At 63.2% G+C, this 20,884-nt stretch carries 23 protein-coding genes; 6 read left to right on the plus strand and 17 right to left on the minus strand.

Features of this window, described 5'->3' with window-relative positions:
* A complete protein-coding gene (locus HNR59_RS02340) occupies window positions 1-843 on the minus strand; it encodes a hypothetical protein (RefSeq protein WP_183825419.1) in 843 nt (280 codons plus the stop codon).
* A gap of 223 nt (window positions 844-1,066) precedes the next feature.
* Entirely contained in the window at window positions 1,067-1,672 is a 606-nt protein-coding gene (leuD, locus tag HNR59_RS02345) for a 3-isopropylmalate dehydratase small subunit (RefSeq protein ID WP_183825421.1), read from the minus strand.
* 166 nt (window positions 1,673-1,838) lie between these two features.
* Here leuD and HNR59_RS02350 point away from each other — a divergent pair, with 166 nt between their 5' ends.
* The 3 genes from HNR59_RS02350 to msrB all read left to right on the plus strand — a co-directional run bounded on the left by HNR59_RS02350 (window position 1,839) and on the right by msrB (window position 4,071).
* Window positions 1,839-2,282 (plus strand): GNAT family N-acetyltransferase, encoded by a 444-nt coding sequence (locus HNR59_RS02350; RefSeq protein WP_183825424.1) that lies wholly within the window; start codon window positions 1,839-1,841, stop codon window positions 2,280-2,282.
* A gap of 54 nt (window positions 2,283-2,336) precedes the next feature.
* On the plus strand, window positions 2,337-3,530 hold the full coding sequence (locus HNR59_RS02355; protein ID WP_183825427.1) for a vWA domain-containing protein: 1,194 nt from the start codon (window positions 2,337-2,339) through the stop codon (window positions 3,528-3,530).
* Between the two features lie 136 nt (window positions 3,531-3,666).
* Window positions 3,667-4,071, plus strand: a complete 405-nt coding sequence (msrB, locus tag HNR59_RS02360; RefSeq protein ID WP_183825430.1) for a peptide-methionine (R)-S-oxide reductase MsrB — start codon at window positions 3,667-3,669, stop codon at window positions 4,069-4,071.
* 70 nt (window positions 4,072-4,141) lie between these two features.
* On the opposite strand, the gene HNR59_RS02365 is transcribed toward msrB, so the two are convergent.
* From HNR59_RS02365 to HNR59_RS02405, 9 genes are all read right to left on the minus strand, one after another.
* Window positions 4,142-5,398, minus strand: coding sequence for a D-amino acid dehydrogenase (locus tag HNR59_RS02365; protein ID WP_183825432.1), 1,257 nt, complete (start codon window positions 5,396-5,398; stop codon window positions 4,142-4,144).
* A 34-nt stretch (window positions 5,399-5,432) separates the two neighbouring features.
* Window positions 5,433-6,566, minus strand: a complete 1,134-nt coding sequence (gene alr / locus HNR59_RS02370; RefSeq protein WP_183825435.1) for an alanine racemase — start codon at window positions 6,564-6,566, stop codon at window positions 5,433-5,435.
* A 219-nt stretch (window positions 6,567-6,785) separates the two neighbouring features.
* Window positions 6,786-7,307 carry an RNA pyrophosphohydrolase gene (locus HNR59_RS02375; protein WP_183825438.1) on the minus strand — a complete coding sequence of 174 codons (522 nt, stop codon included), beginning with the start codon at window positions 7,305-7,307 and terminating at the stop codon, window positions 6,786-6,788.
* Window positions 7,308-7,428: 121 nt separating this feature from the next.
* Window positions 7,429-8,586, minus strand: coding sequence for a divergent polysaccharide deacetylase family protein (locus HNR59_RS02380; RefSeq protein WP_183825441.1), 1,158 nt, complete (start codon window positions 8,584-8,586; stop codon window positions 7,429-7,431).
* Between the two features lie 107 nt (window positions 8,587-8,693).
* Window positions 8,694-10,019, minus strand: coding sequence for a S41 family peptidase (locus HNR59_RS02385; protein ID WP_183825444.1), 1,326 nt, complete (start codon window positions 10,017-10,019; stop codon window positions 8,694-8,696).
* Window position 10,020: 1 nt separating this feature from the next.
* A complete protein-coding gene (locus tag HNR59_RS02390; protein ID WP_183825447.1) occupies window positions 10,021-11,307 on the minus strand; it encodes a murein hydrolase activator EnvC family protein in 1,287 nt (428 codons plus the stop codon).
* A 142-nt stretch (window positions 11,308-11,449) separates the two neighbouring features.
* Window positions 11,450-11,959 carry a 23S rRNA (pseudouridine(1915)-N(3))-methyltransferase RlmH gene (gene rlmH, locus HNR59_RS02395; protein ID WP_183825450.1) on the minus strand — a complete coding sequence of 170 codons (510 nt, stop codon included), beginning with the start codon at window positions 11,957-11,959 and terminating at the stop codon, window positions 11,450-11,452.
* Between the two features lie 27 nt (window positions 11,960-11,986).
* Complete coding sequence (rsfS, locus tag HNR59_RS02400; protein WP_183825453.1) at window positions 11,987-12,421, minus strand: ribosome silencing factor; 435 nt, start codon at window positions 12,419-12,421, stop codon at window positions 11,987-11,989.
* A 195-nt stretch (window positions 12,422-12,616) separates the two neighbouring features.
* Window positions 12,617-13,000, minus strand: a complete 384-nt coding sequence (locus tag HNR59_RS02405; protein ID WP_183825456.1) for a fimbrial protein — start codon at window positions 12,998-13,000, stop codon at window positions 12,617-12,619.
* A 57-nt stretch (window positions 13,001-13,057) separates the two neighbouring features.
* Between HNR59_RS02405 and HNR59_RS02410 the strand changes: the two genes are divergently transcribed.
* On the plus strand, window positions 13,058-14,068 hold the full coding sequence (locus tag HNR59_RS02410; protein WP_210307191.1) for an RluA family pseudouridine synthase: 1,011 nt from the start codon (window positions 13,058-13,060) through the stop codon (window positions 14,066-14,068).
* Between the two features lie 186 nt (window positions 14,069-14,254).
* The gene (gene rpoH / locus HNR59_RS02415) at window positions 14,255-15,166 is read left to right on the plus strand and encodes an RNA polymerase sigma factor RpoH (protein ID WP_183825463.1); all 912 of its coding nucleotides are present in this window, start codon (window positions 14,255-14,257) and stop codon (window positions 15,164-15,166) included.
* 80 nt (window positions 15,167-15,246) lie between these two features.
* On the opposite strand, the gene HNR59_RS02420 is transcribed toward rpoH, so the two are convergent.
* The 6 genes from HNR59_RS02420 to HNR59_RS02445 all read right to left on the minus strand — a co-directional run bounded on the left by HNR59_RS02420 (window position 15,247) and on the right by HNR59_RS02445 (window position 18,534).
* The gene (locus HNR59_RS02420) at window positions 15,247-15,663 is read right to left on the minus strand and encodes a GNAT family N-acetyltransferase (RefSeq protein WP_246374462.1); all 417 of its coding nucleotides are present in this window, start codon (window positions 15,661-15,663) and stop codon (window positions 15,247-15,249) included.
* Between the two features lie 134 nt (window positions 15,664-15,797).
* A complete protein-coding gene (locus tag HNR59_RS02425) occupies window positions 15,798-16,409 on the minus strand; it encodes a class I SAM-dependent DNA methyltransferase (protein ID WP_183825466.1) in 612 nt (203 codons plus the stop codon).
* Entirely contained in the window at window positions 16,402-16,920 is a 519-nt protein-coding gene (locus HNR59_RS02430) for a ClbS/DfsB family four-helix bundle protein (RefSeq protein WP_183825469.1), read from the minus strand. The genes HNR59_RS02425 and HNR59_RS02430 overlap by 8 nt, the downstream gene beginning before the upstream one ends.
* A gap of 127 nt (window positions 16,921-17,047) precedes the next feature.
* A complete protein-coding gene (locus HNR59_RS02435; protein WP_183825472.1) occupies window positions 17,048-17,707 on the minus strand; it encodes a peroxiredoxin in 660 nt (219 codons plus the stop codon).
* Between the two features lie 167 nt (window positions 17,708-17,874).
* On the minus strand, window positions 17,875-18,246 hold the full coding sequence (locus HNR59_RS02440; RefSeq protein WP_183825475.1) for a cell division protein ZapA: 372 nt from the start codon (window positions 18,244-18,246) through the stop codon (window positions 17,875-17,877).
* 15 nt (window positions 18,247-18,261) lie between these two features.
* On the minus strand, window positions 18,262-18,534 hold the full coding sequence (locus HNR59_RS02445) for a DUF4164 domain-containing protein (RefSeq protein WP_183825478.1): 273 nt from the start codon (window positions 18,532-18,534) through the stop codon (window positions 18,262-18,264).
* Between the two features lie 244 nt (window positions 18,535-18,778).
* On the opposite strand from HNR59_RS02445, the gene tkt reads away from it, so the two are divergent.
* Entirely contained in the window at window positions 18,779-20,770 is a 1,992-nt protein-coding gene (gene tkt, locus HNR59_RS02450) for a transketolase (protein ID WP_183825481.1), read from the plus strand.
* Window positions 20,771-20,884 lie beyond the last annotated feature (114 nt).

Below are 20,884 nucleotides of genomic sequence, written 5' to 3' on the forward strand. Positions count from 1 at the left end.
CTATTCGCTCTTTGCCAGCGCCTTTTCCATGGTCTGGCGCAGATCGGCCGGCCACGTCCCGGCTTCAGGCCATGTTTCCGGAGACTTGCCATCGGTCTGGCGAGCCAGATAGAGCTTCTGGCTGGCCGCATCGACAGCCATGAAACCATCGTAGGTGCCGCAGGCATGCGGAATGCAGCCATCGCCGTAGATCAGGCCCGAGGCGGTCTTTTCCGGCTCGGCGCTGACCATGAGGCTGGTTGCAACTTCTTCGAGCCTGTCGCCCAGAAGCTCCTTTGCCTGCGCATAGACGGCCTCGTTCTGGAATGCCTCGAGCATGCTGCCGAGTCTTTCCGGATTGAAATCTTTCCACGTCGTTCCGGCTTCGGGCGCATAGACGAGTTCGCCTGCGGTCGTAAAACCATCCTGCGGGGTCCAGCGCTTGACCACGCCGGAAGTGCCCGGCATCAGCCATGGAACGAAATAGATCCAGTCACTGGCGACTGCCGTCACCGGCGCGCCGCAATCCTCCTCGCCGATGCTGGCGCGCTGAATGGCGTCGTTGTCGCCCTTCCACACCAGAACCTTGGCCGGACCACAGGCATTGCCGCCGTCGCCGACATCGAACAGCGCGACCTCGGTGTCTCCCAACCGGGCAATCTGGTCGAAATAGATCACATAGGCGCTGGCCAGCTCCTTGTCGCCGAAGGACAGGGTCTTTTCGCCATACTCTTCCTTCTGGGTGATGGTGAGAGCGCCGCCTGCGAAGGCAATGGACTGCGGCTTCTCCGTCTCGGCGAATGCACTTGCGCAAAGGCCAAGACCGAGGAGAGCCGCGAGCGACGGACGGAATATCAGTTTCATGATTGCGAAACTCCGGTTGCGCACTGGACGCTGCCTGATCGGAGCGACCGAATCGGGGTGGCTGGAGCATGCAAAACTAGGAAGCTGACGCCGCGGTGTCCACATCATCGGGCGGCGAATTTCAATCCCCTGACAAAAACGGGATGCGAACCTTGCGGCGCGCATCCCGTCGAGAGGCCGGATTGGCCCAGACTGTCAGGCCGAGACTGTCAGACCGAGACTGTCAGGCCCAGGGGCGTGTTTCGGCGTTCTTCTGCTCGAAGGTGCTGATGGAGCTTGCCTTCTCCATCGTCAGGCCGATGTCGTCGAGGCCATTGAGCATGCAATGACGCCGGAAATCGTCGAGATCGAAGCTGATCACGCCACCGTCCGGCCCACGGATTTCCTTGGTTTCGAGATCGATCGACAGCGTGGCATTGGCGCCGCGCGAGGCGTCATCCAACAGCTTGTCGAGATCTTCCTGGCTGACCGTGATCGGCAGAACGCCATTCTTGAAGCAGTTGTTGTAGAAAATATCGGCGAACGAGGTCGAGATGACGCAGCGGATGCCGAAGTCGAGCAGCGCCCATGGCGCGTGCTCGCGGCTCGAACCACAGCCGAAATTGTCGCCGGCGACAAGGATCTGGGCGTTGCGGTAGGCCGGCTTGTTGAGCACGAAATCGGGATTTTCCGAGCCGTCCTCATTGTAGCGCATCTCGGCGAACAGCCCCTTGCCGAGGCCGGTGCGCTTGATCGTCTTCAGATAATCCTTGGGGATGATCATGTCGGTGTCGACATTGACGATCGGCAGGGGCGCTGCAACGCCGGTGAGCTGAGTGAATTTATCCATGGCTTGTGCCCGTAGTGTCGTTGCGGGAGTTGCTGACCTTCGCTTTACACAAAGCCGGCACATAAGGAAAGGCGCGGGCTCTCCATGGCGCAGGCAACAGCCCGCTCCTGCACCATGGCACGGACCCACCTGCCCCTTTAGGCTGACCCGGCAAAGGGAGAAGAGCATGAGCGACATCACCATCAGGCCGCTGCAGCAGGGCGACCACGACGACTGGCGCCGGCTGTGGCGCGCCTATCTGAAATTCTACGAGACCGAACTGCCGCAGGAGGTCTACGCGGAGACATGGAAGCGGCTGTTTTTGCCCGGCGAATATGAGCCGAAAGGTTTTCTCGCGCTGGCAGATGGCAAGGCGGTGGGCCTCACCCACTACATGTATCACCGGTCGGGCTGGTCGCTGGCCAACAAATGCTATCTGCAGGACCTGTTCGTCGATCCGGCCGTGCGCGGCGGCGGGGTGGGTGCTGCCCTGATCGAAGCGGTGCGCAGGGCCGCCGAAGAAGCACAGGCAGGCGAGGTCTACTGGCTGACCCATGAGAGCAACGCCACGGCCCGCCGGCTCTACGACCGGGTGGCGACAAACACGGGTTTCCTCAAATACCGGCTGTAAGGGGCATGGCTTGCCGCCATTTTACAATACGGTGAAAAGCGCTACAAAGCCGGCATGTTCATTCCCTTCTTCCTCGAACTGAAGGCCGCAAAAATTCCCGTCTCGCTCCGGGAATATCTGTCGCTTCTGGAAGGCATGGACGCGGGACTGGTCGACTACGATGTCGAGGGTTTTTACTATCTGGCGCGCGCCGCGCTGGTGAAGGACGAGCGCCACATCGACCGCTTCGATCAGGTGTTTTCGCATGTCTTCCGCGGCGTCGAGGCCGTTTCCGGCGAAGGCGGCGTCGATGTTACCGACCTGCCGGAGGAATGGCTGCGGCGGCTGGCCGAAAAGCATCTCTCCGAAGAGGAAAAGCGGCTGGTGGAAGCGCTCGGCGGCTTCGAGAAACTCATGGAGACGCTGAGAGAACGGCTTGAAGAGCAGAAGGGCCGCCATCAGGGCGGCTCGAAATGGATCGGCACCGCCGGCACCTCGCCCTTCGGCGCTTATGGCTACAATCCCGAAGGCATCCGCATCGGCCAGCACGAAAGCCGCCACCGGCGCGCCGTAAAGGTCTGGGACAAGCGCGAATTCCGCAATCTCGACGATTCGGTGGAACTGGGCACCCGCAACATCAAGGTCGCCCTGAAGCGCCTGCGCCGCTGGGTGCGCGACGGAGCGGCCGAGGAGCTCGACCTGCCGGGCACCATCCACTCCACCGCCGAGCATGGCTATCTCGACGTGAAGACCCGGCCGGAGCGTCGCAACGCGGTGAAACTTCTGATGTTCTTCGACGTCGGCGGCTCGATGGACGACCACATCAAGGTGGTCGAGGAACTGTTTTCGGCCGCACGCACTGAGTTCAGGCAGCTCGAATATTTCTACTTCCACAACTGCCTCTACGAAGGCGTGTGGAAGGACAATCGCCGCCGCCATGCCGAGGTGATCCCGACCTTCGACGTGATCCACAAATACGGTTCCGACTACAAGGCGATCTTTGTCGGGGACGCTGCGATGAGCCCTTACGAGATCAGCCATCCGGGCGGCTCGGTCGAGCACTGGAACCCGGAAGCGGGCGCCGCATGGCTGCAGCGCGCGCTCGCCCAGTGGCCGAACGCCGTGTGGCTGAATCCCACCGCCGAAAAGCACTGGGGCTATACCTATTCCATCGGCCTTATCCAGGAGCTGTTCGGGCAGCGCATGTATCCGCTCACTCTGGCCGGGCTGGAAGCGGCGACAAAGCAGCTTGGACGCGCCGTGCATTGATGCGGCTGGTCAGACCGGCCACGCGGTCCTATCTTTAAGAGAAATTCCAGCAGAAGTGCAAAGCGGTTTGCGTTCGGATTTGCGTCAGGACAAGCGCGCTGATCGATGAAGCGGACCGCGACGGCAGGAGATTTTCATGGAAACCACCACCTACCCCGTCACCCGCAGCGATGCCGAATGGCGCGCGCTGCTTTCGCCGGAACAATATGCGGTCATGCGCCAGCACGCCACGGAGCGGCCGGGAAGCTGCGCGCTGCTGCATGAGCACCGCGCCGGCGCGTTCCATTGCGCGGGCTGTGATGCGAAACTGTTCGAGGCCAACCTGAAATTCGAGAGCGGCACGGGCTGGCCGAGCTTCAACGATCCGGTTCCGGGCTCGGTCGGCACCACTACCGACCGCAGCCACGGCATGCTGCGCACCGAAGTGCACTGCGCCACCTGCGGCAGCCATCTCGGCCACGTCTTTCCGGACGGCCCGCCGCCAACCGGCCTGCGCTACTGCATCAACGGCATAGCGCTGAACTTCAAGTCGGCCGACTGACCGCAGACGACGCCGCGAATGAAAATGCCCGGCTGAGACCGGGCATTTCAACAGTCCTGTTTCCCGTGAATCAGGCCGCGTAGCGCTGGGGCCCCAGTGCGCTGGCGTCGATATCGGGCTTGCGGCCGGACATGATGTCGGCCAGCACCCGCGCCGAGCCGCAGGCCATGGTCCAGCCGAGCGTTCCGTGGCCGGTGTTGAGGTAGAGATTGGCGTATTTCGAGGCACCGATGATCGGCGGTCCATCCGGGGTCATCGGCCGCTGCCCGGTCCAGAAGGTCGCCTGAGCGATGTCGCCCGCACCCGGGAACAGGTCGGTCACCGAATGCACCAGCGTATCGCGGCGGGCATCGCTCAGATTGAGGTTGTAGCCGGAAATCTCCGCCGTACCGCCGACGCGGATGCGGTCGCCGAGACGGGTGATGGCGATCTTGTAGGTCTCGTCCATCACGGTCGATTCCGGTGCGCGTGACGCATCGACGATCGGCACGGTGATCGAATAGCCCTTGACCGGATAGACCGGGATCGGCTGGCCAAGCTTGCGCATCCAGATCGGCGAATACGAGCCCAGCGCCATGACATAGCTGTCGGCGCTGCGCTTGCCGGCGCTGGTGTTGACGCCGGTGATCTTCCCACCGGACGTCTCGATGCCGGTGATGGAAACGCCATATTCGAACTTCACGCCGGCTGCGGTCGCGATTTCCGCCAGCCTTTCGGTGAACATCTGGCAGTCGCCGGTCTCGTCGCCGGGCAGGCGCAGGCCGCCGACGAACTTGCCGCGCACATTGCCGAGGCCGGGCTCGACGGCGATGCAGCCTTCGGGGTCGAGCACCTCGAAGGGAACGCCGGTCTGCTTCAGCACCTCGACATCGCCACCGATGCCGTCGAGCTGCTTCTGGGTGCGGAACAGCTGGAGCGTGCCCTGCATGCGTTCATCATACGCGATGTTGGTGCGCGAGCGCAGATCCTTCAAAACATCGCGGCTGTACTCGGCGATCGGCACCATGCGCGACTTGTTGAGTGCGTAGCGCGCGTCGGTGCAGTTACGCAGCATCTTCATCATCCAGGCATACATGTGCCAGTCGAGCGTCGGCTTCACCACCAGCGGCCCATGCTTCATGGTCAGCCATTTCAGCGCCTTGACCGGCACGCCGGGGGCAGCCCACGGCGACGAATAGCCGGGCGAAACCTCGCCCGCATTGGCGAAGGAGGTTTCCAGCGCCGGACCGCTCTGACGGTCGATGACCGTCACGTCGTGGCCGGCCTCACTGAGGAAATACGCTGTGGTAACGCCGATGACGCCGCTGCCGAGGACCAGTACTTTCATGCTCTACTCCCGAAAAATCTGTGGCCCGGCTGGATCACGCGCCGACATAAATGCGATGGAAACGGTGGCCGAGGCTGGTGAGCACCTCGTAGGCGATGGTGCCGTAGGAGCCTGCCACATCGTCGATGGTCTGGTCGGCATCGATCATGTCCACCAGATCACCGGGCCGCAGCGCGCCTTCCGGCAGGGTGGAAATGTCGAGGATGATCGAATCCATGGACACCCGCCCGATAAAAGGCAGTTCGATACCGTTGAAGCGGGCGGCGGATGCCGCGCAGCGGTGCCAGCCATCGGCATAGCCGAGCGAAATCGTGGCGAGGCGCTGCGCGCCAGCAGCGGTTGCCGTGTGGCCGTATCCGATGCCGGCACCCTGCTCCACCGTGCGCGTCTGGATCACTCTGGACTGAAGCCGGATCACCGGCAGCATCGGATTTTCCTCACCCGGCGTCGGGTTGATGCCGTAGAGAGCGGCACCCGGCCGCGCGATCTGGTGATGATAGCCTTCCCCGAGGAAAATCCCGGACGAATTGGTTAGCGAGGCAGGCGCGGCCGGCAGCAACGCGCGCAGGCGGTCGAACTCCCGGCGCTGCGCCTCGTTGGCCGGATGATGCGGCTCGTCGGCACAGGCGAGATGGCTCATCACCAGCCTGAGGTCGATGCCCTCCAGCGCCTTTGGATCGGCCGCAACCGCCTCGACTTCCCGTGGCGACATGCCAAGCCGCGACATGCCGCTGTCGACCTGCAAGGCTGCCGGCAGGGAATGTCCTGCGGCTTTGGCGGCTTCACGCCATGCGCTAAGCTGTTCGGTGCTGTTGAGCACGGCGATCAGGCCTGCGGCAACCGCATCGGTCTCCGCACCGGGAGGCATCCCGTTCAGCACATAGATGGCGGGGCCAGTGCCGATGGCGGCGCGCAATGCAATGCCTTCGCCGACATGGGCCACGAAGAAGGTATCGCAGCCTTCCTGCATCAGGGCGCGGGCGACACGCTCCGCGCCGAGCCCATAGCCGTCAGCCTTGACGACGCCGGCACATTTCGTGTTGCCGAGCCTCGCCTTCAGGCGGCGATAATTCTCACGGATTGCGCCGAGATCGATGGTCAGGACGGAGCCGGCATCGGCCGCCGGATCGGTCGCAACGGCCTTGTATCCACGCGGAACCTGATTCATGTCTTCCACCCGGTATTCTTTCGCAAATATGCGCCGGCAGCGCACTTAAATGCTTGTAACACCGATCATGCGCACATTCCTTGCGAATATAGGCATCACATTAGTGGATCATTCGACAAGAAAGGCTGTGCAGCATCGATTCCGCACGGAAATGCTGCATTCACTAAAAAGGCCGAAAACCTGTCGGTTTCCAGCCTTCATCCGGGGATGCAGGAATGATTATCCGGCAAGGTGGCGGAAGGCGCTCACCACATCCTCATAGACCCTGCGCTTGAAGGGCACGATCAGCTCCGGCAGCCTGAACATGGGGAGCCAGTCCCAGCGGTCGAATTCGGCCGTGTTTCCTGCCGGCGGCGGATTGATGCGGATCTCGCTTTCATCGCCCTCGAAGCGGAAGGCGAACCAGCGCTGCATCTGGCCGCGATAGCGGCCCTTGAAGGCGAGCCCCACCAGTTCGGGCGGCAGGTCGTAACGAAACCAGTCCGGGGCCTCGGCCAGCAGCGAGACGCTCTTCATGCCGGTTTCCTCGAACAGTTCGCGGTGCGCCGCCGCCAGCGGCTCCTCGCCCTTGTCGATGCCGCCCTGCGGCATCTGCCACAACATGTCGGAGCCGGTGGTTTCGTCATCCGGCTCAGGGAGCCGGTGCCCTGCCCACACCAGACCCCGGCTGTTGAGCACCATGACGCCCACACAGGGGCGGTAGGGGAGGGATTCGGGATCGACGAGCTTGTTCTTCGGCATGGTGCGGCCTTTCTCCGGGCTTAAAGCGTGTCGCGATCTTTCAGATTCGCTCCCTGCGCTTCAAATTCTTTTTTACGCATGTCGTTGGCCCGAAACCGATTCCCACTTTCGGGCGAGATGCTCAGCGTTTCTCCGGATCGTTGGCGACGGCGGAAACGGGCACGATCTCGATGCCGCGCATCTTCGCTTCATCGACCCATGCGGCCACGGCGTCAACCGTCAGGTCGAAGGCCGAACCGATGCCGATGGCGCTGCCTTTGGCGCGGGCGGTGGCTTCCAGCTCATCGAGCTTCTTCAGGATCGCGGTGCGATCCTGCACGGCGTCGATCTGGGTGTCGGCAATCGCGAGCGGCATGCGTTCCTGCGCGGCAAGCTCCGGCGCTCGGCTGCGGGCGGAAGAGCCGTCGTCCAGATAGCCGAGACCACGCGCGGCCAGTTCGCGCATGACGGGACCAAGCGCCTGCTCGTCGGCGGTAAAGCGCGCGCCCATGTAATTCATCACCGTGGTGTAATTGGTCGTGCGCGACAGCACGCGGCGCATGGCCTGCAGATTGTCTTGCGCCGCGGCATCCACAGTCAGCGTGTTGCGGCCCGGATCGACATTGGGATAGTCGAACGGCTCCATCGGCAACTGCAGGACGATTTCGTGCCCCTTGCGGCGTCCTTCCTGCATCCAGCGGCCGACCGAGTTGCCACCCGATGCGAAAGCCAGCGTCACCTCCGCCGGCAGCTTTGCGAGGGCTGTCTGCGTGCCGGTCTGCGAGACGGCGAGACCGCCGATGACGATGGCGACGCGTGCGCCCCGCGCGCCAGACCACGGCCGCGCATAGACGTCGAAGGGCCGCCTTCCGTCCGCCGCGCGTTGCGGCAACGGGCCGGTTTCGCTGTCCTCCACCAATGCCCGGTCCGGCAGATGGGCGACCCGCAAATCCTGTTGCAGGGCGGAAGGATCGCGCACAACGATGCCACCGCCCTCCGTAGCGTCGGGCTGCACGCGGATGATCTGCGCCCCGCCCGGCTGCTTTGTGACCTGTGCTTCGGTGCGGGGTGGCGGCGCGTTCGGAACCGGATTTTCGGGCACGGCGACCACTTCAGGCTGACGGAAGGGCTGCTCGCGCAATGCGATCATGGCCGAGGCGCCCACCACCACCAGTGCCGCCAGCCCGACCAGCACGCTGCCCGCCGGAATGCGGAACCGGCCAGCGCCTCGGAAATCGTCGCCGGCGCGCGGTTTCTGCCCCTGCCCGAGCGGCCGGTCGATGTCCTTCTGATCTGGCAAGCGGCATCCCCCCGAATCAAACCTGAATCAAAACTGCCGGAACCTCGCGGTTCCGGCAGGATGACATTGCATGGCGCGGATGAACAGGTCCGCGAAGCCGCACGGCCCTATTGGTTGAGAACGGCCTTGTCGGGGTTCGGCGGGAAGGCCGGATCGGTCTTCTTGCCCCGCAGCAGGTCCAGCGCGTAGTTGAACTGGATGTCGTCCTTGGCTTCCGGCGGCACATAGGCGACAGAGCCTGAACCGGCATCCTCTTCTTCGGCGCCCTTGATGTGGCCCTTGAGGTCCGATTCGCCACGGGTCAGGTCGCGGCCCTGCAATTCCGGCGGCAACGGCTGGTCGACCTTGATGTCGGGCGCGATGCCCTTGCCCTGGATCGACTTGCCCGACGGCGTGTAATAGAGCGCCGTGGTCAGCCGCAGCGCGCCATTCTCGCCGAGCGGAATGATGGTCTGCACCGATCCCTTGCCGAAGGACTGGGTGCCGACGACCGTGGCGCGGCGCAGATCCTGAAGCGCGCCGGCGACGATTTCCGAGGCGCTGGCCGAACCGCCATTGATGAGCACCACGACCGGCTTGCCGTCGATCGAATCGCCGGGCTTGGCGTCGAAGCGGGTCACGTCCTTGGGATCGCGGCCACGGGTCGAAACGATCTCGCCACGGTCGAGGAAGGCATCGGAAACGCTTACCGCCTGATCGAGCAGGCCGCCCGGATTGAGGCGCAGGTCGAGCACATAGCCCTTGAGCTTGTCCTTCGGAATGTCCTTCTTGATCGAGGCAATGGCGGCCTCCAGGTCGTCATAGGTCTTCTCGGTGAAGGAGGTGATCTTGATGTAGCCGACATCGTCCTCGGCGCGGAACTTCACCGCCTGCACCTTGATGATGTCGCGCACGATCTTGATCTCGAGCGGCTTGTCGGCGCCCTCGCGCAGGATCGTCAGCGTGATCGGGGTGGAAACCGGACCGCGCATCTTCTGCACGGCGTCGTTGAGGGTCAGGCCGCGCACTTCCTCGCCGTCGATCTTGGCGATGAAGTCGCCGGCCAGCACGCCGGCCTTGGCGGCGGGCGTGTCGTCCATCGGGCTGATGACCTTGACGAGGTCGTTTTCCATGGTGACCTCGATGCCGAGGCCGCCGAACTCACCCTTGGTCTGCACGCGCATGTCCTGCGCGGCTTCCGCGTTCATGAAGGAGGAATGCGGGTCGAGCGAGGTGAGCATGCCGTTGATGGCGTTCTCGACCAGCGCCTTGTCGTCGGGCGGCGTCACATACTGGGCGCGCACGCGCTCGAAGATGTCGCCGAAGATGGCGAGTTGCTTGTAGGTCTCAGCACCGGCGGCATTCGCCGCCGTTCCCGGAACGCCATAGACAAGGCTCATGGCGGAAGCGCCCATCAGCGCACCGGCAAACAGGAGCGAGAGTTTCCGCATCATTTCACGTCCTTCCAGAAACACGGTCCGCCCACCAGGGGGTCGGGTCAACGGGTTTACCATCCTTGCGGAACTCGACATAGAGCTCCGGCGTGGCTTTCGCATCCTGTGTCGCAGAGGTGCTTGCCACCCTTGCTTCACCCATCGCGCCAATCGGCTCGCCCGCGAGAACGGACTGGCCCGACGCGACGGTCAGTCTGTTCATCCCCGCCAGAACGACATGATAGCCGCCGCCGGCATCGAGGATCAAGAGTTGTCCATATGAACGGAACGGCCCCGCATACAGTATTTCCCCGTCGACCGGGGCCGTGACGATGGCGCCTGATTGTGTCGCAACCATGTCGCCCTGCATCACTGAGCCGTTACCGTCATTGGCGCCGAAGCGGCGCTTCACCTGACCTGTCACCGGCAGCGCGATCTGGCCCTGAAGCGAGCGGAACGGGATGCGCTCCAGCAGGCGATTGGCGTCGGGAACAGGCAAAGCAGCGATGCGCGCCTCCTCCTCGGCCTTGCGTTTCGCCTGCCTGTCGAGCGATTCGACAAGTTCCTTCAGGCTGCGGGCCTTTGCCGCCAGTTCCTGCGCGTTCTGCTGCTCGGCCTCGATCGCGGCCTGCGTTTCGGCCTGGAATTTCCGGCGCGCTTCGAGAAGCATGTTCAGCCGCTGCTTTTCGGCCAATTGCTCGGTCACGGAGGCCGTCAGCCGCGCGCGCTCGGCCTCGATGGAGGCGGTGACGCGCGAATGCTCCTTCAGGTCCGCCATCAGCTTTTCGGTCTCGTGGCGCAATTCGGGAACCACGGCGCCCAGAAGAATGGCGCTGCGCACCGAGGCCAGCGCATCTTCCGGCCGGACCAGTATGGCCGGCGGCGGATTGATGCCCATGCGCTGCAGGGCGCCAAGCACCTCGGCCAGCACATCGGCCCGCTCGGCCAGCGAAGCACGGATGCGCGCATCCTGCATATTCAGGTCTTCCAGCTTGGTGCCGATATCCTCGATATCCTGGCCCAGCTTCTGCTCGGTCTTGGCCGACTGGATGAGCGCCGCGGTGATCGAGGCGTAATCCTTGCGCACGGAGGCGATGTCGGCGGCGAGCTTTGCCAGCCGCTCGGAAGAGAGGCTGATTTCCTTCGTCACCTGTTCGTATTCGCTGCGTTTCGCATCGATTTCAGGCGCTTCCTGCGCGGCATCCTCCGGCGCGGCGTGGCCAAAAACGCACGATGCCAGCAGCGTCAGCGCTGCCAGCAGATGGCGGGCACCATGCGGCCCCGGTTGCGGTCTCAAGCGCTCATCCATGCGGGAGCGACAGTAGCGGCGGCATCGTTAACGAATCATCAACCATGTTTGCGGGTTTCGCAGCCCGACCTGCACCCGGCTCTGCTGGTGACGGCAGAATGGGGCGAAAATCCGGGCGAAGCCGTCTCATCTGCCGTGATTCTCAGGAGCGATGATAGGGGTGTCCGGCAAGGATAGTGGCTATACGGTAGAGCTGTTCGCCCAGCATGACGCGCACCAGCTGATGCGGCCATGTCAGCGCGCCGAAGGAGACGATCAGTTCCGCCTCGTTGCGCAGCGCCTCGCTGTGGCCGTCCGGGCCGCCGATCGCGACGACCAGCGCCTTGCGGCCATTGTCGCGCATGGCACCGATACGGCGGGCGAGTTCTTCCGACGAAAAGCTTTTCCCTCGCTCGTCGAGCAGCAAAAGGGCGGCGCCCGCCTGCCCTCCCGCCTGGCCTCCCAGCTGTCTGGCATGGGCAAGCAGCTTCTGTCCTTCCTCGCGCTGGCGCTCGTCCACGGTCTGGCCGCGCCCTTCGGGAATTTCGGTGATGCCGCCAAATTCGAGGCCGACGGCAGGGCCGCTGCGGGCGAACCGCTCGTAATAGCGGTCGCCAAGCTCCTTCTCGGGGCCGGACTTCATACGGCCCACGGCGTGTACGATGAGTTTCATGCCCGCCCTAAAGCGGGACGCGCCCTGTCAGTGGAGCGTCCCGTCCTCCAGATCCGGCGCCTGCCACATCTTCTCCAGATTGTAGAACTCACGAACTTCCGGACGGAAAATGTGGACGATGACATCACCCGAATCGATCAGCACCCAGTCGGCGCCGGACAGTCCTTCCACGCGCGCATTGCCGAAGCCGGCATCCTTGAGCGCGGTGAGCAGGTGATCGGCAACCGCCGCGACATGACGGTGCGACCGGCCCGATGCGATGACCATGTGGTCGCCGAGGCTCGATTTGCCCTGAATGTCAATGGGGATGATGTTTTCGGCCTTGGAGTCTTCCAGACTGGCAAGGACGATGTCGAGGGCGCGGGGCTGGCTGACGCCTATCCCGGCCGGCGAAGGCGCGATGTCGGCCTTCTTCCGAAGTGCTGTTCTCAGTGTCTTTCCTTTCGCAACAAGAACAACCATGCCGCCTGCACATCAGGCGACAGGTGAAAGATAGGCAGAGTCGCATTGCAGTTTCAAGACGACCCGGCGCTGCGCGCGCAGAAGTGATCGGGCTGAAGCGTGTCGCGATCTTTCAGATTCGCTTCCGACGCTTCAGGTTCCTGTTTTACGCATGTCGTTACCCCGAAACCGGTTCCCACTTTCGGGCGACATGCTTTATCGGTTTCTGATAGTGAAACGCCCGACCAGCCTTTGTTCGGCAATGTCGTAGACGAACAGCACGCGTTCGCCGCCGGCCAGTTCTGCATCCAGCGAAATGCGATTGCCGGAAATCGACTGCGACACGATCCGCGCGCCGACCGGAAGCACGATGTCGCCTTCCGCGGCCTGCCCGGCGGGCGCCTGTATGTCGCCGGCTGGCGCTGCGACCTGCGGTGCCGATGTCCGGGATTTGTAGACAAGGGCCGCGATCACCACCATAAGGGCGAGAAACAGAATGCTGAGATTGATGCCCATGAAGCGGACCATCTTGCGGCGCACCTTCTCGATGGAAGGGTCCAGCGGCTTGTCGTCGTCTTCTTCGGCTTCGGGCCGGGTCATGGCAGGGTCCGCAACTGTTTATCTGGATCGGGCGGTCATAACGAAGTGGATGCGGGATTGATAGAGGGTGAGCGGGCACGGTTCGTCGCGGATGCCGACGCAAGCGGCCAGAGGCTCGACCAGTGGCTGGCCGCCCGGCTGGCGCCGAACCTCTCACGCAGCCGCGTGCAGGCCCTCATCAGACAGGGCGCGGTTCTCATCGACGGCGTGGCAGCGGGCGAACCGAAACGCAAGCTGGCGGCCGGCGAACAGGTCGAGATCGCCATGCCGGAGCCCGAACCCGCCACCCCGCAGGGCGAGGTCATCCCTCTCGATATTCTTTATGAGGACGACGAGCTGATCGTCGTCAACAAGCCGGCCGGACTGGTCGTGCATCCGGGGGCCGGCAACTGGACCGGCACGCTGGTCAACGCGCTGATCCACCATTGCGGCGACAGCCTCCCCGGTATCGGCGGCGTCAAGCGGCCGGGCATCGTCCACCGCCTCGACAAGGACACCTCCGGCGTTCTGGTGGTGGCCAAGACCGACCGAGCCCACAAGGCGCTGTCGGAAGCCTTTGCCGACCATGGCCGCGATGGCGATCTCGAACGCGCCTATGTCGCACTGGTCTGGGGCATTCCCGAACGCCTGTCCGGCACCGTCGATGCTCCGCTCGGCCGTGCCGCCGACCGGGTGCGCCGCGCCGTGGTACCGCAAACCCGCGACGATGCCCGTCATGCCATCACCCATTACAGGGTCGAGGAACGGTTCGGCGAAGACCAGACGAACTATGCGCCGGCAAGTCTCATCGAATGCCGTCTGGAAACCGGGCGCACCCACCAGATCAGGGTGCACATGGCCCATATCGGTCACCCCGTGGTGGGAGACCCGGACTACGGGCAAGCCTTCCGCACCAAGGCCAACCGCCTTCCCGATGCGCTGAAGGCGACCGTGCTGGCCTTTCCGCGGCAGGCGCTGCATGCGCGCCTGCTTGCATTCCGCCACCCCGCCACCCATATGATGATGACGTTCGAGGCACCGCTGCCCGCTGATATGGCCGCTCTGGTGAGCGGCTTTCGCCAACTCTGAACCTGCCATCAAAAAACCTGACTCGCCTTGTTCACTTCGTCGTGACAATCTGTTTCGCATTGAACAAATGCGTGCGTTTCTGGTTTTGTTCCTGTATAGATTGTCCCTGTGGATGTGCGCATTCCGGCATCCGCGCCACATGCCCGCCGCGTTTCGGGGGCATCGATCCAGAGAGGAGGGTGCTTTATGGCCCAGTCACTACCCAGTATCGTTTCCGGCGAAGGCGGCCTGACCCGCTATCTGGAAGAAATCCGCCGCTTCCCCATGCTCCAGCCGCAGGAAGAGTACATGCTCGCCAAGCGCTACAATGAGCATGGCGACACCGAGGCCGCCCACAAGCTCGTCACCAGCCATCTGCGTCTCGTTGCCAAGATCGCCATGGGCTATCGCGGCTACGGCTTGCCGATCGGCGAGGTCATCTCCGAGGGCAATGTCGGCCTGATGCAGGCGGTCAAGAAATTCGAGCCGGAGCGCGGCTTCCGGCTGGCCACCTATGCCATGTGGTGGATCAAGGCTTCGATCCAGGAATACATCCTGCGCTCGTGGAGCCTCGTGAAGATGGGCACCACCGCCAACCAGAAGCGCCTGTTCTTCAACCTGCGCAAGGTGAAGGGCAAGATTCAGGCGCTGGACGACGGCGACCTGAAGCCCGAGCAGATCGCGGAGATCGCCACGCGTCTCAACGTCTCCGAGGAGGAGGTGGTTTCGATGAACCGCCGCCTGTCGGGCGACGCCTCGCTCAACGCGCCGATCCGCGCCACCGAAGGCGAGAGCGGCGAATGGCAGGACTGGCTGGTCGACGACAGCGAAAGCCAGGAGGAAATGCTGATCGAGCAGGACGAGCTGGACAACCGCCGCAAGATGTTGGCGGGCGCCATGTCCGTTCTGAACGACCGCGAGCGGCGCATCTTCGAGGCGCGCCGCCTTGCCGAAGAGCCGCTGACGCTGGAAGAGCTGTCCGGCGAGTTTGACATCAGCCGCGAGCGCGTACGCCAGATCGAGGTGCGCGCCTTCGAGAAGGTGCAGGATGCGGTCAAGGCCGAAGCCAAGCGCCAGCTGCAGGCCCTGCGCACCATCGAAGCGCAGCCTGCGGCGTAACGGCCCGAATTCGGAAAAAGCAGACGGCGCTCCCCGGAGCGCCGTTTTTATTTGCGCAAAGGCCTGTCCGGTGTCTGCGGTCAGGGCACCTTGAAGGCCATGCCAAGGGATCTTGGCGCGGTTTCGCGAAACCCGAACTGCTCGTAGAGCCTGTTTGCCGGGACATCCGCAATCAGGCTGACATAGGCCGATGAGGGAAGTGCTGCCTTCACATGCTCCATAAGCGCCGCCATGATGGCTTTGCCGAGCCCATGCCCCTGATGCTCAGGCTCCACCACGATGTCGACAATCTGAAAAAAGCAGCCCCCATCGCCGATCAGCCGTCCCATGCCGACGACCGCGTCGCCCTTCATGACCAGAACGGCGAAACGGGTGCCTTCCAGCCCGGCACCGGCAGCTTCACGGGAAAAGGCGCTCAGGCCCCCGGCGGCGCGCAGGCGCATGTAATCTTCGACGGAAGGGGTCCGGGCAAAGACCCGATAGCCGGCGGGAGCCATATTGACCTGCCTTTGATTTGGGTGCGCGTGAATAACGGCTTTGACACGAAACCTGTCATGAACGCCGGTCCGTCACAAGACAACACCAATGTTCCGATACGGAAGGACCTGCCTGAAAAATCAGGCCCTCGTCCTCACCCTTCCCTTCTGGCAAGCCAAATGGTCGCGCCACCGCAAGCCGGATCATTCCCGACATGATTCAGAAGGGTAAATCCGTTGCGGGCCAGCAGCGTCCGGTATTCGTCCGCATCGAGGCTGGCGTGATAAAGCGGACTGCCTGCAAAGCTGCCGATTGCCTCGCCATGGGTCGTGCCGCTGGTGAACATCAGTGCCGCCCCCGGCGCCGAGAGCCGGCCAAAATGCCCGAACATCGCCGGCTGATCTTCCGGCGGAAGGTGAAAGAAGCTGTGCCAGGCAACCAGCCCATGGAATTTGTCCGTCAATGAAAGGGTGCGCATATCCTCGACGATCCAGCGGTGATCGGGGAAAGCCGATCTCGCCCGGTCGATCAGCGCCGCCGCTCCATCCACGCCGGTCACCCGGCACCCCTGTCCGATCAGCCAGCGCGCGACGGGGACGCCGGAGCCGCAGCCAATGTCCAGCACTTCCTTGCCAGCCACGGGCATCGCCGCCAGAAAAGCCGAAAGCCACGGCTGCTCCGTCAGGGTTGTGCCGCGCAGGCTTTCCCATTCCGCAGCATTGCGGTCGTAAAGGTCGATGACATTGCGGGAAGACGGGTCAGCCATGCGCCTGACCGCCCGCCGCGCGCCATTTCCGCAGGCGGGCATGCGCGTTGGCGTAGGGCGAGGACGTGTTGAACTGGATCATCCGTCCCATGGTCCATTTGCCATACCAGGCGCATCCGTAAAGCTCGGCGTCATCCCGGAATTCGACGGCGTGAACGATCTCCTCCTTGGCGGTTTTCAGCCGCTCCAGAAGCTGCGGATAGGGAATGCCTTCATAATCGGCGTAGAATTTTCCGGCGAGCCGGCCAAGCTCGTTCCATTTGAAACCTGTTTCCGGGAAATCGACCGGCAGGCCGGCGGCATCCCGCTCCAGCCATTTCAGGACCAGCTGGTTCCATCCGCTGAGATAGGCCACGAGATCGCAGACGCTCATCAGCGTGTCCCGCACATGGCCCTCCATGGTGCGTTCTGCGGCTTTCGCCGGATCTACACGCTCCAGATCGGCAAAAAGCCGGTCGAAGCGCGAATTGATCGCCTTCAGCAATTCGCCCTTGTTGAGCGGAATACCCATTATGCCATGTCCCTGCATCCGGATGCCCGGCACGCATAGCACGTCTGCTTGCGGGCCCGCTTGATCCGGAACAAAAACGTCGCGAAGCCGGCCCGGCTTCGCGACGTTTGAGAATGAGCCGAACCAGTCAGGCGGCCGGCTGCTTCGTCTTGCGGATGTAGGGCAGGATCGTCTCGTAGGAGCCGAAACGCCTGACCGCGTCCTCATTGGAGACGGCCGCGGTGATGATGACATCGTCACCCTGCTTCCAGTCGGCCGGCGTCGCCACCTGATGCTTTGCAGTGAGCTGGATGGAATCGATGGCGCGCAGGATCTCTTGGAAATTGCGGCCGGTCGACATCGGATAGGTAAGGATCAGCTTGATCTTCTTGTCCGGCCCGATGACGAACACCGAGCGCACCGTGGCGTTGTCGGCGGGCGTGCGCCCCTCGCAGCTGTCGCCGGCCTCGGCTGGCAGCATGTCGTAGAGCTTGGCCACCTTTAGATCGGTGTCGCCGATCAGCGGATAGTTGACCGCATGGCCGGTCACCGTGCGGATGTCGTCCTTCCAGCGCTCATGGCTTTCCACCGGATCGACCGAGATGCCGACGATCTTCGCATTCCGCTTTGCGAACTCGTCCTCAAGCCCGGCCATGGTACCGAGTTCGGTGGTACAGACCGGCGTGAAATCCTTCGGATGGGAAAACAGCACGGCATAGCCGTCGCCGATCCACTCATGAAAACGGATTGCGCCCTGCGTTGTATCGGCCGTGAAATCAGGCGCGGTGTCGTTGATACGAAGGCTCATGACCTTGTCCCTGCCTTGTTGTCTGAAAATAGGATGGACGAAGTCTAACGCGCGATGGCTCGCTTCAGAAAGAAAGCCGATGCCGGGCAGTTATGATTTCTGAAAAATCACACTCAAAAAATGTCGATTTAAGGTAGAAACTTCCAAACAGAGGGGAACTGGAAATTTCAGACCTCTTCCTTGCGCGTGTTCAGCGTGGCGGCCAGCATTTCCATGCGCCCGGCGAGCGTGCCCAGCGCACCGGTGAGGGCTGCGTCGTTCTTGTCGGCCTTGTTGAGGGCGTCATCGCGCGTCTTGCGCAATGTCACGATCTCGCTTTCCATGCCCTTGAGACGCTTCTGCAATTCCGACAGCTCGTCCATCACCATAATGCCGGCCATCACCGTCAGCCTCTGATCGCCGATTTCGCCGAAGGATTCCTTGAGATGGAGGACATAGCGGTCGAAACGCTCGGCGAGACCGATCAGGTGTTCTTCCTGACCCTCGTCGCAAGCCATCCGGTATTGCTTGCCGTCGATCGAAACCGTCACCTGGGCCATTGCGACACTCCCGAACTACCTGTCCAGCACCGCGCGTATGGTTTCCATAGCGGTCACCAGACGCCGCGACACTTCCTTGTTGGCTTCTTCGAGCCGCTCGGCGCGGGCTTCCGAATTGTCGAGTTCCTGCGCCAGCCGCGAACGGTCCGCGTTCATCCGCTGCACCTCGGCTTCCGCCTCGGCATAGTCGCGTTCATTTTCGAGCCGGGCTGCGACCGCGTTCTCGAGGCTTTCCATGGCCTTGCCCAGACGGGCGATGACCTCCTTGAGCGTGGTGTCCCCGGTCATGGCTCATATCCCATTATGCGCATCACCGAATCGTACGCGTTCAGAACGCGTTATCTCCGAAACATTAAGCTCCGGGTGAACCATGCGTCAACAAAGCTCTCATCCTGTCCCCCGCTAACGCTGCGCGGGACTGCGTCCAATCGGCCGAAACGCCATGAAAACGCACCGATTTGTTGACTTCAAGGCGTCGCCTGCTATGTGTCGCCCCACCCCTTTTCCCTGCCCAGATCCTGCTGGAGGAACCATGCCCTCGCGCGAACAACACGACCGGATGGCGAATGCGATCCGCTTTCTTTCCATGGATGCGATCGAGAAGGCCAATTCCGGCCATCCGGGGCTTCCGATGGGCTGCGCCGACATCGCCACGGTGCTTTTTACCCGCTACCTGAAGTTCGATGCGAAAAAGCCGCACTGGGCCGACCGCGACCGCTTCATCCTGTCGGCCGGTCACGGCTCGATGCTGCTCTACTCGCTGCTCTACCTGACCGGCTATGAGGATATCACCCTCGACGAGATCAAGAACTTCCGCCAGCTCGGTTCGCGCACGGCCGGTCACCCCGAATACGGCCATGCCGCCGGCATCGAGACGACCACCGGTCCGCTCGGCCAGGGCATCGCCAATTCGGTCGGCTTCGCGCTCGGCGAGCGCATCATGAATGCGGCCTTCGGCAACGATCTGGTCGACCACTACACCTATGTGCTGGCCGGTGACGGCTGCCTGATGGAAGGCATCAGCCAGGAAGCGATCTCGCTGGCCGGGCACCTGAAGCTCAACAAGCTGATCGTCTTCTGGGACGACAACAACATCTCCATCGACGGCCCGGTGACGCTGTCCGACAACACCGATCAGGCGGCCCGCTTCGCCGCTTCCGGCTGGAACACGCTGAAGATCGACGGCCATGATCCGGAAGCGATTGCTGCCGCCATCGAAGCCGCGCGGAAATCCGACCGCCCGACGCTGATCGCCGCCAAGACCACCATCGGCTTCGGCGCCCCGACCAAGGCCGGCACCAACAAGGTGCACGGCTCGCCGCTAGGCGCCGACGAGATCGCCGCCACCCGCAAGGCGCTCGGCTGGTCCTATGAGCCGTTCGAGGTTCCGGCCGAGGTGCTGGACGCCTGGCGCGCCGCTGGCGCGCGCGGTGCCCAGACACGTGCTGCATGGGAAGAGCGCCTCGGCAAGGTCGATGCCGGCCAGCGCGCCGAATTCGAGCGCCGCATGGCAGGCGCGCTGCCGGCCGGTCTCGACAAGGCCATCGCCGACTACAAGAAGAAACTGGCCGAGGACAAGCCGAAGGTCGCCACCCGCAAATCGTCGGAAATGGCGCTGGAGGTCATCAACGGCGTGCTGCCGGAAACCATCGGCGGCTCGGCCGACCTGACCGGCTCCAACAACACCAAGACCAGCCAGACCAGGGCGATCACGCCCGACAACTACGGCGAGCGCTACATCCATTACGGCATTCGCGAGCTTGGCATGGCGGCTGCCATGAACGGCCTTGCCCTGCATGGCGGCGTCATTCCCTATGGCGGTACCTTCATGTGCTTCTCCGACTATGCGCGCCCGGCCATGCGTCTGGCCTCGCTGATGGGCATCCGCTCCATCTTCGTCATGACCCATGACTCCATCGGCCTCGGCGAAGACGGCCCGACCCACCAGCCGGTTGAGCATCTGGCCGCCCTGCGCGCCGTCCCCAACCACAATGTGTTCCGTCCGGCCGATGCGACCGAGTCGGCCGAGTGCTGGCAGATCGCTCTGGAAACGGAAAAGACCCCGTCGACGCTGGCGCTGACCCGCCAGAACCTGCCGGCGGTGCGCACCACCTATGTGGAAGAGAACCTCTCCGCACGCGGTGCCTACGAGCTGGCCGCCGCCGAAGGCGGTGAAGCTGCGGTGACCATCTTCGCCACCGGCTCCGAGGTCGAGATCGCCCTCAAGGCCCGCGACCTGTTGCAGGGCCACGGCCATCCGGCCCGCGTCGTCTCGGCCCCCTGCCTCGACATCTTCTGGCAGCAGGACGAGGCTTACCGCGCGGCCACGATCGGCACGGCGAAGGTGAAGGTCGCGGTCGAGGCCGGCATCCGTCAGGGCTGGGACGCCGTGATCGGCACCGACGGCCTCTTCGTCGGCATGACCGGTTTTGGCGCCAGCGGCACCATCGAGCAGCTCTACGCGCATTTCGGCATCACCGCCGAGGCTGTGGCGAAGGCTGCGGAAGGCCGGCTGCACGGCTGATCTTCGCACAATCGGGAGTCAGGCGCTGGTAAGTTGTGGACCAGAGCCTGGCTAATCGATTTGAAGCAGATGGCGGGCAATGGATTCCGGAGCCCGCCTCCCTTAAGAACGGCA

The organism is Aquamicrobium lusatiense, from assembly GCF_014201615.1.
GTDB lineage: Bacteria > Pseudomonadota > Alphaproteobacteria > Rhizobiales > Rhizobiaceae > Mesorhizobium > Mesorhizobium lusatiense.

Excerpts from the sequence above, each read along its gene's own strand:
- HNR59_RS02340 (WP_183825419.1), bottom strand. The coding sequence starts at position 843 with ATGAAACTGATATTCCGTCCGTCGCTCGCGGCTCTCCTCGGTCTTGGC.
- leuD (WP_183825421.1), bottom strand. The coding sequence starts at position 1,672 with ATGGATAAATTCACTCAGCTCACCGGCGTTGCAGCGCCCCTGCCGATC.
- HNR59_RS02350 (WP_183825424.1), top strand. The coding sequence starts at position 1,839 with ATGAGCGACATCACCATCAGGCCGCTGCAGCAGGGCGACCACGACGAC.
- HNR59_RS02355 (WP_183825427.1), top strand. The coding sequence starts at position 2,337 with ATGTTCATTCCCTTCTTCCTCGAACTGAAGGCCGCAAAAATTCCCGTC.
- msrB (WP_183825430.1), top strand. The coding sequence starts at position 3,667 with ATGGAAACCACCACCTACCCCGTCACCCGCAGCGATGCCGAATGGCGC.
- HNR59_RS02365 (WP_183825432.1), bottom strand. The coding sequence starts at position 5,398 with ATGAAAGTACTGGTCCTCGGCAGCGGCGTCATCGGCGTTACCACAGCG.
- alr (WP_183825435.1), bottom strand. The coding sequence starts at position 6,566 with ATGAATCAGGTTCCGCGTGGATACAAGGCCGTTGCGACCGATCCGGCG.
- HNR59_RS02375 (WP_183825438.1), bottom strand. The coding sequence starts at position 7,307 with ATGCCGAAGAACAAGCTCGTCGATCCCGAATCCCTCCCCTACCGCCCC.
- HNR59_RS02385 (WP_183825444.1), bottom strand. The coding sequence starts at position 10,019 with ATGATGCGGAAACTCTCGCTCCTGTTTGCCGGTGCGCTGATGGGCGCT.
- HNR59_RS02390 (WP_183825447.1), bottom strand. The coding sequence starts at position 11,307 with ATGGATGAGCGCTTGAGACCGCAACCGGGGCCGCATGGTGCCCGCCAT.
- rlmH (WP_183825450.1), bottom strand. The coding sequence starts at position 11,959 with ATGAAACTCATCGTACACGCCGTGGGCCGTATGAAGTCCGGCCCCGAG.
- rsfS (WP_183825453.1), bottom strand. The coding sequence starts at position 12,421 with ATGGTTGTTCTTGTTGCGAAAGGAAAGACACTGAGAACAGCACTTCGG.
- HNR59_RS02405 (WP_183825456.1), bottom strand. The coding sequence starts at position 13,000 with ATGACCCGGCCCGAAGCCGAAGAAGACGACGACAAGCCGCTGGACCCT.
- rpoH (WP_183825463.1), top strand. The coding sequence starts at position 14,255 with ATGGCCCAGTCACTACCCAGTATCGTTTCCGGCGAAGGCGGCCTGACC.
- HNR59_RS02420 (WP_246374462.1), bottom strand. The coding sequence starts at position 15,663 with ATGGCTCCCGCCGGCTATCGGGTCTTTGCCCGGACCCCTTCCGTCGAA.
- HNR59_RS02425 (WP_183825466.1), bottom strand. The coding sequence starts at position 16,409 with ATGGCTGACCCGTCTTCCCGCAATGTCATCGACCTTTACGACCGCAAT.
- HNR59_RS02430 (WP_183825469.1), bottom strand. The coding sequence starts at position 16,920 with ATGGGTATTCCGCTCAACAAGGGCGAATTGCTGAAGGCGATCAATTCG.
- HNR59_RS02435 (WP_183825472.1), bottom strand. The coding sequence starts at position 17,707 with ATGAGCCTTCGTATCAACGACACCGCGCCTGATTTCACGGCCGATACA.
- HNR59_RS02440 (WP_183825475.1), bottom strand. The coding sequence starts at position 18,246 with ATGGCCCAGGTGACGGTTTCGATCGACGGCAAGCAATACCGGATGGCT.
- HNR59_RS02445 (WP_183825478.1), bottom strand. The coding sequence starts at position 18,534 with ATGACCGGGGACACCACGCTCAAGGAGGTCATCGCCCGTCTGGGCAAG.
- tkt (WP_183825481.1), top strand. The coding sequence starts at position 18,779 with ATGCCCTCGCGCGAACAACACGACCGGATGGCGAATGCGATCCGCTTT.